This window comes from Pseudanabaena sp. UWO310 (genome assembly GCF_006861605.1).
Taxonomy (GTDB): domain Bacteria; phylum Cyanobacteriota; class Cyanobacteriia; order Pseudanabaenales; family Pseudanabaenaceae; genus Pseudanabaena.
Window position 1 is genome coordinate 1 of sequence record NZ_SELU01000057.1, and the last position, 15,507, is coordinate 15,507.

General features: G+C 42.3%; 12 protein-coding genes. 3 read left to right on the plus strand and 9 right to left on the minus strand.

Translation table 11 applies throughout. From position 1 onward, the window contains the following. Nucleotides 1-124 precede the first annotated feature (124 nt). Together PseudUWO310_RS17120 and PseudUWO310_RS17125 are read right to left on the minus strand one after the other, a co-directional pair. A complete protein-coding gene (locus PseudUWO310_RS17120) occupies nt 125-907 on the minus strand; it encodes a response regulator (RefSeq protein ID WP_142603408.1) in 783 nt (260 codons plus the stop codon). A gap of 561 nt (nt 908-1,468) precedes the next feature. Beyond that, on the minus strand, nt 1,469-2,938 hold the full coding sequence (locus PseudUWO310_RS17125) for a TldD/PmbA family protein (protein ID WP_142603411.1): 1,470 nt from the start codon (nt 2,936-2,938) through the stop codon (nt 1,469-1,471). A 74-nt stretch (nt 2,939-3,012) separates the two neighbouring features. Here PseudUWO310_RS17125 and PseudUWO310_RS17130 point away from each other — a divergent pair, with 74 nt between their 5' ends. Continuing rightward, entirely contained in the window at nt 3,013-3,213 is a 201-nt protein-coding gene (locus tag PseudUWO310_RS17130) for a hypothetical protein (RefSeq protein WP_142603414.1), read from the plus strand. 53 nt (nt 3,214-3,266) lie between these two features. Here PseudUWO310_RS17130 and tnpB read toward each other — a convergent pair whose 3' ends face one another. Beyond that, on the minus strand, nt 3,267-4,460 hold the full coding sequence (tnpB, locus tag PseudUWO310_RS17135; protein WP_142603416.1) for an IS200/IS605 family element RNA-guided endonuclease TnpB: 1,194 nt from the start codon (nt 4,458-4,460) through the stop codon (nt 3,267-3,269). Nucleotides 4,461-4,771: 311 nt separating this feature from the next. Here tnpB and PseudUWO310_RS17140 point away from each other — a divergent pair, with 311 nt between their 5' ends. Further along, nucleotides 4,772-8,221: a PAS domain S-box protein gene (locus tag PseudUWO310_RS17140; RefSeq protein WP_142603418.1), complete on the plus strand. Its 3,450-nt coding sequence runs from the start codon at nt 4,772-4,774 to the stop codon at nt 8,219-8,221. Nucleotides 8,222-8,389: 168 nt separating this feature from the next. Here PseudUWO310_RS17140 and PseudUWO310_RS17145 read toward each other — a convergent pair whose 3' ends face one another. The 5 genes from PseudUWO310_RS17145 to PseudUWO310_RS17165 form a co-directional block, all read right to left on the minus strand. Further along, nucleotides 8,390-9,730, minus strand: a complete 1,341-nt coding sequence (locus tag PseudUWO310_RS17145) for a cytosine deaminase (RefSeq protein WP_142603420.1) — start codon at nt 9,728-9,730, stop codon at nt 8,390-8,392. 153 nt (nt 9,731-9,883) lie between these two features. Beyond that, nucleotides 9,884-10,318: a type II 3-dehydroquinate dehydratase gene (aroQ, locus tag PseudUWO310_RS17150; protein WP_142603423.1), complete on the minus strand. Its 435-nt coding sequence runs from the start codon at nt 10,316-10,318 to the stop codon at nt 9,884-9,886. Nucleotides 10,319-10,433: 115 nt separating this feature from the next. After that, nucleotides 10,434-10,760, minus strand: a complete 327-nt coding sequence (locus PseudUWO310_RS17155; protein WP_009625612.1) for a carbon dioxide-concentrating mechanism protein CcmK — start codon at nt 10,758-10,760, stop codon at nt 10,434-10,436. Between the two features lie 407 nt (nt 10,761-11,167). Continuing rightward, nucleotides 11,168-11,566, minus strand: a complete 399-nt coding sequence (locus PseudUWO310_RS17160; RefSeq protein WP_142603467.1) for a DUF1499 domain-containing protein — start codon at nt 11,564-11,566, stop codon at nt 11,168-11,170. 115 nt (nt 11,567-11,681) lie between these two features. Then, entirely contained in the window at nt 11,682-12,086 is a 405-nt protein-coding gene (locus PseudUWO310_RS17165) for an MAPEG family protein (protein ID WP_055075209.1), read from the minus strand. A gap of 506 nt (nt 12,087-12,592) precedes the next feature. Here PseudUWO310_RS17165 and PseudUWO310_RS17170 point away from each other — a divergent pair. Next, on the plus strand, nt 12,593-13,471 hold the full coding sequence (locus PseudUWO310_RS17170; RefSeq protein WP_142603425.1) for a hypothetical protein: 879 nt from the start codon (nt 12,593-12,595) through the stop codon (nt 13,469-13,471). A 187-nt stretch (nt 13,472-13,658) separates the two neighbouring features. On the opposite strand, the gene PseudUWO310_RS17175 is transcribed toward PseudUWO310_RS17170, so the two are convergent. After that, the gene (locus PseudUWO310_RS17175) at nt 13,659-15,260 is read right to left on the minus strand and encodes an ATP-binding protein (protein ID WP_142603427.1); all 1,602 of its coding nucleotides are present in this window, start codon (nt 15,258-15,260) and stop codon (nt 13,659-13,661) included. Between the last annotated feature and the right edge of the window lie 247 nt (nt 15,261-15,507).

A 15,507-nucleotide genomic window follows, 5' to 3' on the forward strand; every position in this document is an offset into this window, starting at 1 on the left:
CCGATATCAAACTTCGGTTATGGTTCAATTTATTGAACTTATAGCTTTTGTATTTACATATGGATTGAACCACAGAAATAAATGTGAAACTGCTTCTATACATTGCTTTTGTTTCCCGACAAGTCTAATAATCAAATACGCGATCGCGATAGTTCACTTCGCCACGCCTGATCACATCAGGCTCGTCGTAGGTATTCTCTAACAAATTGATCAATACGACGGGTAGATCGGATTTAATCAAGAGTGCACCTAAGGGGTCACCATTAGGTGCTGTGGAATCCTTGCGATCGCTCGCAAATACATCTTGGGATATCTCCCACATTTCACAAAAACGACGGTTAAAACTCGCAATCCGTCCCTGCTCGTCAACGGCAAAAATTCCATCAAGGGCAGCTTCCTTTTGGGCATGGAGGAGCAGGTTTGTCCGTTGCAGTTCTTTGAGCATTCCCACGCGATCAAAAACGGCTTGCGATAATTCTTGGTTTTTTTGAGCGAGGTGGGTTTGCAGACTTCGCAGTTTCAAATGTAAATTTATCCGCGCAAATAATTCGGTCATTTGCGGTGGTTTAACCACCACATAGTCCACGCCCCCACTCTCAAAGGCAAGCATCTTTTCTTGGATGCTATCGCTACTACTCATAAATATGATCGGAATATCCTCAGTAAACGTATCGGCTTTGAGAATCCGACAAATCTCGTAACCGCTAATTTGCGGCATAAAATTATCTAATAAAATCAAGTCGGGCGGATGAGACTGGACGCACATCAATGCATCGCTGCCATCTTTAGCCGTTTTGACAATATAGCCAAGCTCCTTTAAAGCCAATGCTAACCCATGGCGAATATTGGGATCATCATCAACCACAAGTATTGTTGATTGAGTTGCATTGATCGTGTTTGCTTGCACAGCTTGATCACCTTTCGAGAGCTTGAATTTTGTACGATTTTTCTTTTAATTGGGAATTTTGTTGCTTTTGCCAATGAGCATAGCTCAAGAAAAGCTAAAGAACAACTACAACTATTCCAAATTCATCATGCTGGCAATAAAAACTGATTTTGAATCGCCAAAGCTATCAAAATCAATGGGTTTGCGATCAATTCGCGATCGCTAATCTAGCAAGATCTAGCAAGATCTAATCCCAATTCACGCAAGTGTGACAACACTTTTGCAAATTAGAAACTAAACCTAGTAAGGGTTTTCAAGTTAAGAAATGGCGTAGCCATTTCTTAACTTGTATAAGTGGACTTAATTAAATATAAAACCCTAAAACCTGTGGCGCAAGCGCAGCTTGCGCCACAGGTTTTAGATCTGGATTTTAATTATGCTGAGATACTTATACCAATTCACGCAAGTGTGACAACACTTTTGGAAATTGAAAACCAAACCAAGTAAGGGTTTTGCAAGCTCAAAATGGCTACGCCATTTTGAGCTTTGGTATTAGTTAGATCGCACTAGATCGCCATCAAATTAGCGACCACCGACGGTAATCGCATCAACTTTAATATGGGGCTGTCCGACAGTGACGTAAATACTGCCACTGATGGAGCCACAGAATCCTGCCGCAAGATCGAGATCGCGAGAACTCATAGAAATTTCTTGCATGATTTCTTTAGCATCACCGATAAGGGTTGCCCCCTTGAGGGGTTTGGTGATCTTACCCTGTTCGATTAAGTAAGCTTCATCAACCGCAAAATTAAATTGCCCTGTGGGTAAAACACTACCACCACCCATTTTTTTACAATAAATACCTTTATCAATGGAGGCAAAAAGCTCGTCTAGGCTAAAATCCCCTGCGCCGATATAGGTATTACGCATCCGACTCGCGGCGGGATAGGCATAGCTTTGACGACGACCGCTACCCGTACGCGGATGTCCTGTCCGCAATTCACCTGCGCGATCGCTAATAAAGTTTTTCAGAATGCCCTTCTCAATTAAAAGCGTACGCTGGGTGGGCATTCCTTCATCATCCATATCAATAGTCCCAAAAGCTGCTTCCGAACGTCCTTCGTCCCAAGCGGTCAGATTTTCATGGGCAATCTTTTGCCCTTTCATCTCGGCAAAGGGGGTCGTTTTGGCTTCAATACCCGTAGTTTCGAGCAGGTGTCCACAGGCTTCATGGAAAATCACGCCACCAAACTGATTTGCCATAATTACTGGATAGGAACCTGATTCCACATAATCAGCATAGAGCATTTTTCCTGCGGCTTCGACGATTTCTTCCACCACAGGCTCATAGTTCCAATTGCGTAAATAGCTAGGATCGCTAGTGCCGCCAACCCTCTGACTGATCGCCGACCGATTTGCACCATCTGCACAAAGTAAGTTAGCCCCTACGGACTGGGTCAGGCGAATATCTCTGGCAAAGGTTCCATCGCTCGCCGCAACTAGAATTTCTTGCCAATCACGGAAATATCCCGATCGCCTTGATTGGATATGTTTGCCTTTTTGAGCAAGCATTTGATTAGCCTCCAGCAGAATATCCCCCATCTCGCGCATAGGACTGCATCGAGCGAGCCAAGCTTCTTTATCCTTTTTCGCCGCGTAGTCGCGGAATAGTTCGAGATGAATAGAAGGAATGATCGAATTTTGAGAGGGAAGTTGTAAACCTAAAATAGAAAGTGCCCGTTCGAGAGCGGCTTTTAGCCCCAGAAAAGTCAAATCATTGGTACTTACATAGCAATCAGACTTCCCCTTAAAAACACGAATCCCTGCTCCTGTAGAAAGACGTGGCGAAATACTGGTAATCCGATCATCTTCCGCCAGACAGCTAATATAATTGTTACGCTCTAAAAAAAATTCTACAAAATTGGCTCCTGCGGCTCGACCAAGTCCCAACAGGATCGCGAGCGGAGCCTCCCATGTTTCATCAAAGCGATCGCTAACGGGAGAATATTGAAGGTTGGGTAGCTCTCTGGTCTGAAGCAGGTTACTAAGCATGATGGTTCGCTACGATTGAATTACTATTGCAAGTGTAACAAAATCAACCAGCAACTCCGTAAATGTCTAAATAAGTGGGCTTAATTAAATATAAAACCCTAGAACCTGCGGCGCACGCTGTGCGTGCGCCGCAGGTTTTAGATCTGGTTTTGTATTATGCCCAACTACTTACAGCAATTATCGATCAAACGAACCACAAGGAAATTTTTGAAAGCGTTGCTTCGCAACGCTTTCAAAAATTTCCTTGGTTTGGGTTTGAGCGCAAAGCACTGTAACATCGCAAAGTGCGGTAAGTACTCAGGAGGGTGAACTACCAGACGCTGACCGCTTAGGCGGTACAGCGATGGCTTCCTGATTCAACGGGGATAGCGTCCAACAAAACCGAAGTTTTACCAGATCGACTTACATCCCCTCCACAGGCAGACTCGCTAGTTCCTAACGAGATAATCCGCAAGGCTTCATTTTTAATATTGATCGCTGCATTTACATCACGATCATGGTGAGTACCACAATGCTTACAAGTCCATGTCCTAATATCAAGAGCGAGATTTTCAACTCGATTTAGGCATACATGGCAAGTTTTAGAGCTAGGAAACCATCGATCAATTTCGATATATTGTTTCCCTTCGCTTTCAGATTTGTACTTGAGCATTGTGCAGAACATACCCCAACCAACATCGCTAATCGCTTTGGCTAGATTATGGGTTTTAACCATGCCCTTGATGTTGAGATTTTCTACGGCAATAACTTGGTTTTCGTTTACTATCTTGCGGGATAGTTTGTGCAGAAAATCTTCGCGACATCTGGCAATTTTAGAGTGAACTTTTGCCACGGCAAGTCTTGCCTTTTTACGATTTTGGCTACCCTGCTTTTTCTTGGATAGCTTTTGCTGTTTGCGCTTTAAGTTGCGCTGATGTTTGATAAAAAATCTAGGATTATCAAACTTAGAGCCATCACTGGTAATTGCAAAATGGGTTAATCCCACATCAATACCGATAGCTTTATCCACTGGTATTAACTCAGGATTAGCTTTGCCATCGTCAACCAAGACAGAAACAAAGTGTTTTCCGTCAGGATTGCGAGAAACAGTGACGGTTTTGATATCACCTTCAAAATCACGATGACGCTGACATTGAACCAAGCCAATCTTGGGAAGATTGATCTTGTCACCGTCAAACTTGACATTTTGGGGATAACTAATTGACTGCCTACCATGCTTAGATTTGAACTTAGGCAGCATGGCCCGTTTATCAAAAAAGTTTTTATAGGCAGTGGATAGGTTCAATGCGACTACTTGCAAGCATTGAGAATAAGGGTCTTTTAGCCATTCGTATTCTTTCTTGAGTGCAGGGAGTAAGCCTTGTATGTAACCTCTAGTCAGCCCTTTGCCAGTAGTTTTATAGGTTTCTTGACATAGATTCAAGGCATAGTTCCAGAACCATCTCGCACAGCCAAAAGACTTCGCAAGCAAGATTTCTTGCTCACTTGTGGGATAAATTCTATATTTGTATGCCTTATGCATTTATCAAGAATATCGAATACTGATAAGATAATTATAGCATAGATGAATTCTATTGATTCGCTGTCGCTCAACTTTTTTTTGGCTCACTTTCATCCCGTCACTCATCCTTGTAAACGGATAGAGCGCGGGACTTCCCGTTCGCGTTAGTTAAAGTAAAATGAGGAATAGGTAATTGAGTCACCTTTAGTTTTAGGTGAAAAAACTAAGTTTTCCACGGTTTTAGGCTTCTCGGCTAGTTAGAGTTTTAATTTGGATATTTAGCGAGTTTTGGTACGGGCATAAACCTTGCAAAATATCAACAAATTAAGGCTATGAGTAACTTGTCCCGTAAATTAAATCATAGCAACGTCATAGAAGAGATGGCAAAAATTGGGATTTCGCAAAATCATTTGAGTTTAGTGATGGAAAAAGCAATAGCGAGGATGACCCTTTGTACGGATATTTTACAAAGCGTTCGTCAATCGGACAATTTGGAAAATTTTTTGCAGGGGATCGCCTTAAAGTTATTAAATTTACTTGATGTAGCGCATGTCTCGATTTATCAGTTAGAGTACATTTCTTCTAAATCCCATAAATATCAAGTCGGTGGCAAGATCGTTGCTAAAGCGATCGCCCCTAGTTGCGATACATTTTCCCAAACACAAATTGAAGATATTTTACAAACAGAATATCAATGGGGACAGGATACTACTCAACAAATAACCGATTTATATATAGCAGGGCAGACTAGATGTGGAGTTAACCTAGCTGAGATATTCCTAAAAAAGCCCTACTTACTCGTACCGATCTTGTTACCAGAACAGCACCAAGATCGCCCACTATGGGGATTTTTGATCATTAATCAATGTACAGAGCTTCCATACTCATGGGATGAAGATGATGTGCTGATGCTCCAGCAAATAGCCATGCAGATCGAGATCGCCCTACAGCGACCAATCGTTACGAATAGCTTAAAGCAACAGGTAAGGGAAGCTGAACATGCCTACGAAACTTTGTATCGATGGATGGAACAGTATCGTTATTTGATCGAGCAAATTCCCAATATGTCCTTCATCCTACTGATCGACAATAGTTCCAATGCAGATTTTTCTTATATTAGTCCGCAGCTACAAACCCTACTTGGTTTGCCCCACGAAGAATGGGGGATTGGTCATTTCAATACTTGGATCAAGTATATTCATCCTGAAGATCGGGAGTATATTCGACAAGAAATTTGTCACACCATTGAGACGGGAAACCCTTTTTGCCACGAATATCGCATCGTTAATAATGACGGCAAAATTATCTGGATTCGCAACAATGTTCAGATCGGAGTTGCTCCTGATGGCAAGACTCAGATTTTACGCGGTGCGGCTTTTGATATTAGCGATCTCAAGGATGCAGAAGAGCAATTACGCCAGAGACAAAATCTACTCAAGTTAACCATTGATAATGCACCCGTAGGAATTGCCACCTTTGATTTACACACAAAATTCCTGAATATCAATCAATCTTTTTGTCAGATATTTGGCTATAGGGCTGAAGAGTTGTTGAATATGACAGAGCAACAACTCACTCATGCTAATTCGATTGAGGCAACCCTAACGGCTCTTAAACATTTGCAAGAGAATCAAACCACTAGCGTCAAGATTGAGAAACAATATATTCATCAAATGGGCTATGCGATCGATGCGATCAGTCGGTTTGGATTGGTGAGAGATGAACAGGGCAACCCAATTCAATTTGTTGCGGAAGTGGAAGATATTACCGAACGCAAGAGAACGGAGGCAAAGCTAGAAGCGGCTAAGTTTGCCGAGGCTGCTAACCAAGCCAAGAGCCAATTTCTAGCGGTGATGAGTCATGAAATTCGTACTCCGATGAATGCGGTCATCGGCATGACCGATATTTTACAGGATACGCCATTGTCTCCTCAGCAAAGGCAGTATGTAAACACGATCCGTCAAGGGGGTGAAGTTTTGCTATCAGTAATTAATAATATTCTCGATTTTTCGCGCATTGAGTCAGGTAAATTTGAACTAGAAGAAGAACCTTTCTATCTCCAAAAATGTGTCGATGAAGTTTTCGAGCTAATGACATCGCGTACAGCGGAAAAATCCTTAGAATTATTTGCGCTGATCGATCCGCATATCCCTCAACAGATTATTGGCGATTACAGTCGTTTACGGCAGATTTTAGTCAATCTAGTCAGTAATGCCATTAAATTCACCGAAAGTGGTGAGATTATTATTACAATCAATTCGCAGTTAATCGATCAAGATTCCCATCGATACGAATTACTTTTTGAGGTGAGCGATACGGGGATTGGGATTTTGCCTGAGGCAATCGGTCGGCTTTTTCAAGCCTTTAGTCAAGCTGATAGTTCCATTAACCGTCAATATGGTGGTACGGGGTTAGGGCTAGCGATTTGCAAGCAGCTTTGTGAATTAATGGGGGGTAAGATCGGCGTTCAAAGTCAATTGGGCGAAGGGTCAACCTTTAGTTTTTCAATTATGGCGCAGGCGATCGCATTTGATCGTCAGTCAGAATTTCAGTCAGAATTTCAGTCAGAATTTCAGTCAGAATTAATGGCGATCGCCCCTGAGATTAAAGGCAAGCGGATTTTGAGCGTCCATCATAGTCCCAGATTCCAAACAGCCATCTCTTTATATACCGACAAATGGGAGATTGATATTCAATTTGCCTATTCAGCGATCGAAGCTTTGCAATTTTTAACCAACGAAATTTTTGATGCGGTTCTAATCGAGCGGCAATTAGCAGAAGCCGATAGTCCAGAAGGCTTTGGCTTAGAACTAGCCCAAAACATTCAGGCAGTTTTTCCCAATCTCAAATTAGTTCTATTCAGTTCCATTAACAATACAAATTCTATCCCGATTAAATTTGCAGACTACATTATCAAACCAATTTCCGCTTCAAAACTCTATCAATCTTTTGTAAATATTTTTTCTAATCAGAACTTTAAGCTATCGGGCAATAATTTTAGCGCCCCCATATTAGATGCTAATTTCGCTAAGCGTTATCCTCTCAAAATCCTGATTGCCGAAGATAATCCGATCAATCAAAAAATTCTATGGTTAATGCTAGAAACCCTTGGCTATAATGTGGCTTCGGTTGAGAATGGGCAAAAAGCCCTCAATGCGATCGCCAACAATGCCTTCGATCTGATCTTTATGGATATCCAAATGCCGATTATGGATGGATTGACAGCGAGTAAAAATATTCGGCTAATGTCAATTCATCAGCCTTGGATTATTGGTTTATCGGCAAATGCATTTGTCGAATCCTACGACTTAGCTTTAGCCTCTGGGATGGATGACTACTTAACTAAACCACTGCAAACTACCAGTTTAGTTGCAGCTTTACAAAGGATTCCCCAATACCTTAATCTCCATAATAGCGAGCAGACCATCGACTTCGATATACTGGCGATCTTGGCTGATTCCATTGGCAAACAAAATTTGTCTGAATTGCTATCGACCTACCTAGAACATTCCGCCCAAGCAATCGCTAATATGAAGGGATTCTTTCTTGAGCGAGACTTTGTCATGTTAGAGGCAGAAAATCACTCTCTCAAGGGCGGCAGTGCCACCTTTGGAGCGAAGCAGTTACTATTTCTTTGTCAAAGATTACAATCGATATGTAATGAAATCATTAAGGCGCAAAACTATACTAACAAGGAGATCGCCCAGATAGAATCCTTACTTCAAAATATAGAATCGGAATATCTCCAAGTCTCTCAAGTTTTCCAATCCAAGGTTGAATAAACTTCCAAGCCCAAAAGATGAGTGCCAGCGCTTCGCGCTGGCACTCATCTTTTGGGCTTGGAAGCAATTATCGATCAAACGAACCACTAGGAAATTTTTGAAAGCGTTGCTTTGCAACGCTTTCAAAAATTTCCTTGGTTTGGGTTTGAGCGTAAAGCGCTGTATGTGCTAGAGCAAATCATCAAGTTCGGCATAGTCTGGCAAAGTAGTATCGATCGCAATGCCATTTCTTAATACAAGGCGATCGGTTTGGGGGCGCGATAGCAGTTCGCTGTAACACCTTGCTTTAAATAGCACGAGGTCGGCAGGTTGACCAATGCCCAAACTAACTTTATCTAAGCCCATCAAAGCCGCAGGACGAGAAGTTACCGACTCGATCCAGTTGTCGTAGGGCGTATCTAAATGCGAGATTTTTGTACCCATACTAAAAACTTGCAACAGGTCGTGATCGCCAAAACCATAGAAAGGATCGCGGCAATTATCACTAGATAGCGCCACGCTTACCCCCGCCGCATCCAATTCGCGCACTAGAGTTACGCCACGCCAGCGCGGAGTCCGCTCGGCAACCCGATCTTGTAAATACAGGTTACACATCGGCAAACTCACGATCCCGACTCGAGCGTCTTTAACGAGCGCGATCGTTTCAAGGGCAGTTTCCTGATCCTGCACAGCCAAACTACAGCAGTGACCGCAGACTATTTGCGAAGCGAAGTTATGACGCAGGCTCGCTTCGGCAATGCGGTGTAATGTCCGTGAGGAAGGATCGTTATTCTCATCAGCATGAAAATCGAGATTGAGGTGACGTTCTGTCGCCAAGGTCAAAATCCGATCTAAATAATGATCTAATTCAGGAATCATATGGGCGATACCCCCCATAATTCCACCGAGATCGGCGATCGCATCGGCAAACTGTTCACCCTCCTTAGTATCAAAATAAGAAAGTTGTACCAGCGATACCGCCTGAAGCGTAATTTTCTCCTTCCATTTTTCGCGTAGTTCCCGAAAAACTTGAAAGGTAGTTTGAAACTGGTGGGGAGGACAATCGAGATGGGTGCGAATCGCTTTTGTCCCATGGGCATAACTGCACTTCAGCCCGAATTCCATACGGCGATAGAGATCGTCATAGCTCCAGTTACCCTGCTCCGTACAGTCTCGATAAATCCCCTTGAGCGCACCTTGAAATGTACCATCTAAGTTTGGATTTCTTTCCCAAGTATGCCCTTTATCAAGATGGGTATGCAAATCGGCAAAGCAGGGAGTAATCATTCCCTGCTTACCATCAATAATCGGTAAACTTTCTGTGGGAATTTCCGCAATCCGAACGCTAGGTAAAATCCCCGTTATTTTGCCATGCTGAATTTCCAGATGACAAGGAAACAATTGATCGCGTTCTAAGGTAGGGGTGAGCGGCAGATCTAAATTTTGTTCGCGAATCGAGCGATCGATAAAACAGTTAGGAATCCGAGCATTAACTATCCAGTAATGGGCAGGTAGTGAGTTTGCTGTCATAACATTCAAGGTTACAAAACCAATTTAAAGTAATGTCCCTATATTATGTGTTGATAAGTAGCTAAAACCTAGAAGAGAGTACCGCCTGCTACGCAGGCGGTACTCTCTTCTAGGTTTTAGCTGTGGATTTTAATTATGCAGAGTGTAAATTAATTATGATTTTAGATGTGTAATTAGCGCTCGCAGTCCCAAACGATAGCTCTCAGCACCAAAGCCACTAATCTGTCCGATCGCGATCGGGGCAATAAAAGAATGATGGCGAAATTCTTCGCGTTTATGGATATTACTGAGATGCACTTCTACAGTGGGGATATTTACTGAAGCGATCGCATCTCTGAGAGCAACACTGGTATGGGTAAGCCCCCCAGGATTGATCAAGATACCTTGCTGGATCTGAAAAGCAGCATGAATGGCATCGATCAATACGCCTTCATGATTGGATTGCAAAAAGGTTAAATCCGCACCTAACTCCATCGCATCTTGAGTTAAGCGATCGTTAATTTGCAATAAAGTCTTACTGCCATAGACTTCTGGCTCCCGCAACCCCAGCATATTGAGATTTGGCCCATGCAAAACTAAAATTTTCATATTTTAGTTGTCAATCTTCCTATTTTAATTATCTTTTTTACTTACTTTGCTAACTTGAATTTCTTAATTTGTTTTTTAACGTGTTTTTTAAAGGCTCTTGCTTAAAGGCTCTTGCTTAACGGAATTGTTCGATAGCCGAGCTAAAACGCATAGTCTTGGTAATTGCTTCAAGGTTTTCATGGGGACGGGGGATGACCGTGGCAGAGAGAAATAGCGCCTTATCCTTAGAACTTAAAACTTCAATCTGCTTGGCTGCTTCAACACCAGCTTCTACCGCTCTTTTGACATCTCCAACGGGTCCACGCACAATAATGGTGAGGCGAGCGCCGCTAACTTTTTCGTAGCCGACAAACGTCACTTTAGCGGCTTTAACCATCGTGTCAGCAACGGAAAGTGCGGGGGGATGTCCCAGCACCTCAACCAAACCAACTGCCATTCCCATAAAATCTCCTTGAGCCAGTAAATAAGCTAGTTAACTAATCAAATAGGTGTTCTTATCAATCACAATCATAAATCTCAATGGTATCGATTGAATGATATGCATAGTTTATTTGCACCATAACTAATCCAAATTTCTTTGCCACACGCTGAATTACAGCACTTTGCGCTCAAACCCAAACAAAGGAAATTTTTAAAAGCGTTGCAAAGCAACGCTTTTAAAAATTTCCTTTGCTGTAAGACCAAGTTAAGAAATGGCTACGCCATTTCTTAACTTGGTCTTACAAGCCCCAAAGAGAATGACGACGCTAAGCGTCGTCATTCTCTTTGGGGCTTTAAGTAGCTAAGACTTAGAAGAGCGTACCGCCCGCTACGCGGGCGGTACGCTCTTCTAAGTTCTAGAGTGAAAATTTAAGCAAACTGCTCGCGAATGGCTTCAATACGCTTGCGGTTAACGCCAAGATCGGACTCGCCTAGGCGAGAAGCCGAACGTACCTCGATGATACTTCGCTCGGCATTGAGGTAAAACTCTACATCATCGACATAGCCCATCAGCGCACTCGTAAACTCAGCATAGATATAGTTACCCTCAGCCGTAATAATTTTGGTGCGGGGCATACTCAAAATCACCGCCTTGAGATCCTCAAGAGCTTTAGCAGGTTCCCCCTTATAGGTCAAGGGCGCTATTTTATGCTCTAGGTCATCGCTTTGGCTAGAGACACAGTTAGGAGAAGTGGGACAAGCAAGTAGTTTGCCGTCATTTACGCCAAGATTGGATGGGCGCTTACCAGAAAAGGAAAAAAGTGCCATAGGTGTTGCGATCGCAGAATTTAGAGAGTTTGTAATTGTGTGTGCCGAAGCCGCAGGTACAAATCCAAGATAAGCAAGGGCAACAAGATATAGGCTTGCGGCGATCGCGACAATTTTAGACATAAAATAATCCTCGCACAAGGTTAAAGAGCGTACCAAACATCAAAGATAGCAGAGCTAAAGAAGCGATCGCATTTCCTGCGGCGCGTTTGCTAGCCTCTATATAGTATCCCCAAGCATAGCCAATCCGCCCCACGATCCATACTGATCCTAAAATTGCACCCCAGTTCGGATTTACAAAAATACTGAATAGCCACAGACAAGGCAAGAAGATGATCATTTGCTCTAGGGTGTTTTGGTGAACTCGATAGACGCGCTCGAAGTCTTCATTACCAGTGGTTTGTGGTGGCATAATTTTGTATTTAACGCGAGCCACACCAACACCAATACCTAGACCAAAGTAAACAAGCAGAGCAACTAGCGTAACGATTGCAGGAAGTACGAGCGTTTTAATATCCATTGGTTAATATCCATTGATTAATATCCATTATGGTAACGATCTAGAGGCAATCGGCACTGCGTGCCAATCATCCCATAAAGTAAACAGGCAATTCTAGGGTAATACTAAGTAGCTAGGTGCAAAACCCCAAAACCTGTAGCGCACGCTGCGCGTGCGCTACAGGTTTTGATTCTGGGTTTTAATTATGCCTAGCTACTTAGGGACTTGCGATTTAATGAAGTACCAAATATAAAACCAGAATCGGTGGCGCGGCGGAGCCGCGCCACCGATTCTGGCAAATCTGGATTGGTATCTTATTCTCTCGCAAGTCCCTTATACCAATTTCCAAAAGTGTGGCTACACTTTTGGAAATTAAAACCCAAATCCAGTAAGGGTTTTAAAATCACAAAATGGCTACGCCATTTTGTGATTTGGTATTAGTTTTAGTTTTTAATTCACAAAAGTGTGAAAACACTTTTGTGAATTGGTATAGGGATTATGATGATTGCTATATGTGGTTTTATGTTATGCCAAAGTTTCAGCTTTATATAGGAATTGTCGCTACGGGGATGCTGGTTAGCTGTCAGCCAAATCTGCCCCAATCACCAACAAGCACGAGCAATCCTACTACCGAAAAAGCAATTAGCTATTTACGATCGCAGCTTAATTTGTCATCCAGTATGGCGATCGCAGTGGAGTCGCAAAAGTCCCAATCAGTGAATATCAGCGATGTATGTCAAACCGTCGCCCCAAACCAAGATGGTTTAGAAATAACTCTCATTGCCGAGAATATGCGCTATATTCTCCAAACTAATCGAGATGCGAGCAAAATTGAAGTTTGTCGCTCTGAGGATGCTAAACCCGAAACTACAGGTAAATATACGGGTGCAGGCTATATCCTGCGCTATCCTGCCGAATGGAAAGCGATCGATCTGGGTTTAGAACCATCAGGGGCAAGTACTGTCATTTTTACACCCAGTCGGGAGATCGCTATGGGGGAAGGATCTAGAGATAAAACCGAATTAGTTAATAAACTACAGTTAAACCAGCAGGTCTATACGATCGTGTCTCGGCAAGCGCTGGATGGCAAAGCGATCGCCACCGACGGGGAGGAAACAGCCAAAGATCTCGTGACAATTCCCTTTGATGCCAAGGTGAAAGGAGCAAAGTCTGGCTCTAGAAAGGAATTCACCAAGAAATTTACCAAGGAATTGCCAGCAGCGATCGCAAATAGCTCGAATAAGCAGCCTACTTCAACCCAATGGAAAGTAAAAGTATTAACCCTAGAAACCGATAAATTTGTATATAGAGTTTGCTACTATCAACCTGAAGCCAAGGAAAGCCCCGATAGTCCTAACGCTAAAGTATTCGATCAGTTTGCCAATAGTTTCTCCCTCATTCCCTAAAAAGCCACAGATGGGCGACGCAAAGCGTCGCTCATTTTTATCATTGCAGCGCTTTGCGCTCAAATCCAAACCAAGAAACTTTTTGAAAATGTTGCGAAGCAACACCTTCAAAAAGTTTCTTGTGGTTCTTTTGATCGAAAATTGCTGTAGGGTACAGATGGGCGGCGCTTTGCGTCGCCTATCCGCATCATAAGGGTTTTCCCCATTTTTCGATCGCCAGCTCAATTTGAGCAACCTTAAATGGTTTAGCCACAAAATCATTCATCCCTGATGCCAGACATTTTTCGCGATCGCCTTCCATCGCATTAGCGGTCATGGCAATGATCGGAATAGGTGGACTTAGTTGATTTGTACCTTGGTTGGGCAGTGATATCAGGAGCGGAGATTGCTCCTTTAAACGAATCTGGCGAGTTGCCTCTAAACCGTCCATTTCAGGCATTTGCACATCCATAAAGATCAAATTGTAGAATTTTTGATCGAGGGCTTCGAGAACTTCAATGCCGTTATTAGCAATATCAATGCAGTACCCCATCTTCTCAAAAATGCGACTTGCTAATTTTTGATTGACGGGGTTATCTTCGGCTATCAATATGTTGAGAGGAAGTCTCTCGGCTAATTTGGAAATATTGCTATCTAGAGACTTGGGTTTAGTAATCTTGGGCTTAGTAATATCGACTGGGCGATCGAGAACTACATCCAATACATTATCTAAATTGTCTAATATATCTAAGGTGGGAATCATTTTGTCTTCAACGGGATGATAGGGGATCGCAAATAAAAAAGTTGAGCCTTTAGAGACAGAACTCTCAACCCAGATATTCCCACCCATTAACTTGATGAGTTTATGGCAAATTGCCAATCCCATGCCAGTACCACCAAACTTACGAGTTGTCGATGAATCGATCTGTGAGAATGGTTTAAAGAGTTTTTCTAGTTTATCGGAGGGAATCCCTATTCCTGTATCTTCTACGGCAAAAAGGAGTTGAGCATCTTGACACCTTTTAATCATCACAGAGACTTTCCCAATCGAGGTAAATTTAATCGCATTGCCGATCAAATTGACTAAAATCTGTTGTAAACGAGTTCTATCTCCTTCAACGACTTTAGCAACTTGGGGATCGATGGAGTAGTTCAGTTCTAAGCCTTTTTTTTGAGCTGTGGTTGCAAAAAAACTGAGAACAATCTCGATACAGTTATCTAATGGGAAAGGCGATATCTCTAAGTCCATCTTTCCAGATTCAATTTTAGAGAAATCGAGAATATCATTAATCAGCATCATGAGAGATGCTCCACTGGTGTTAATAGTTTCAACATAGTCCCGTTGTTCTCTATCTAATTTGGTATCTAACAGTAGATTAGTCATCCCAATCACCGCATTCATCGGTGTACGGATTTCATGACTCATGGTGGCTAAAAACTCAGATTTTATACGGGCAATTTCCGTCGCAGTTTCTTTTTCCTGTTGGAGTTCTAATTTTAAAATATTGGTTTGCAATAAATCTTGGATCGTCAGAAATCCAATTCTCACAACCATATAAACAAATAGAGCGCCGAAGAAAAAAATTACTCCTGTCAAAATCAGAATTAGCCATTGGATCCCTAGCGGAAATAGGATTAATACTCCCAAATAACCTAAGAGAAAAAAGACCATTAGCGATCGCAAGATTCGCCAAACTTTCTTATACCTACTATCCTTGAGTAAAATTAAAATCCGTTTTGTTTCTTTAATAGAAAGAAACATCACGATCCCCCCAAGAGTAATTAAAATGATCGTGATAAAGTCACTCATTATCTTGTAAGTATAATCAGAAGATTATTATATAGCAACGCAAGGTTTGCTTAGAACATAAACCCCAAAAGATGAGTGGCGGTGCTTCACGCTGCCACTCATCTTTTAGTTTTTGATTTGTCTATAAGTACTTCAACATAATTAAAATCCAGATTTAAAACCTGCGGCGCACGCTGCGCGTGCGCCGCAGGTTTTAGGGTTTTATATTTAATTAAGCTCACTTACTTAGCAATCCTAAATGGGTTGT

Coding starts and splice junctions, on each gene's coding strand:
- PseudUWO310_RS17155 (WP_009625612.1), bottom strand. CDS start 10,760: ATGGGAATGGCAGTTGGTTTGGTTGAGGTGCTGGGACATCCCCCCGCA.
- tnpB (WP_142603416.1), bottom strand. CDS start 4,460: ATGCATAAGGCATACAAATATAGAATTTATCCCACAAGTGAGCAAGAA.
- PseudUWO310_RS17170 (WP_142603425.1), top strand. CDS start 12,593: ATGCCAAAGTTTCAGCTTTATATAGGAATTGTCGCTACGGGGATGCTG.
- PseudUWO310_RS17175 (WP_142603427.1), bottom strand. CDS start 15,260: ATGAGTGACTTTATCACGATCATTTTAATTACTCTTGGGGGGATCGTG.
- aroQ (WP_142603423.1), bottom strand. CDS start 10,318: ATGAAAATTTTAGTTTTGCATGGGCCAAATCTCAATATGCTGGGGTTG.
- PseudUWO310_RS17125 (WP_142603411.1), bottom strand. CDS start 2,938: ATGCTTAGTAACCTGCTTCAGACCAGAGAGCTACCCAACCTTCAATAT.
- PseudUWO310_RS17140 (WP_142603418.1), top strand. CDS start 4,772: ATGAGTAACTTGTCCCGTAAATTAAATCATAGCAACGTCATAGAAGAG.
- PseudUWO310_RS17145 (WP_142603420.1), bottom strand. CDS start 9,730: ATGACAGCAAACTCACTACCTGCCCATTACTGGATAGTTAATGCTCGG.
- PseudUWO310_RS17160 (WP_142603467.1), bottom strand. CDS start 11,566: ATGGCACTTTTTTCCTTTTCTGGTAAGCGCCCATCCAATCTTGGCGTA.
- PseudUWO310_RS17165 (WP_055075209.1), bottom strand. CDS start 12,086: ATGGATATTAAAACGCTCGTACTTCCTGCAATCGTTACGCTAGTTGCT.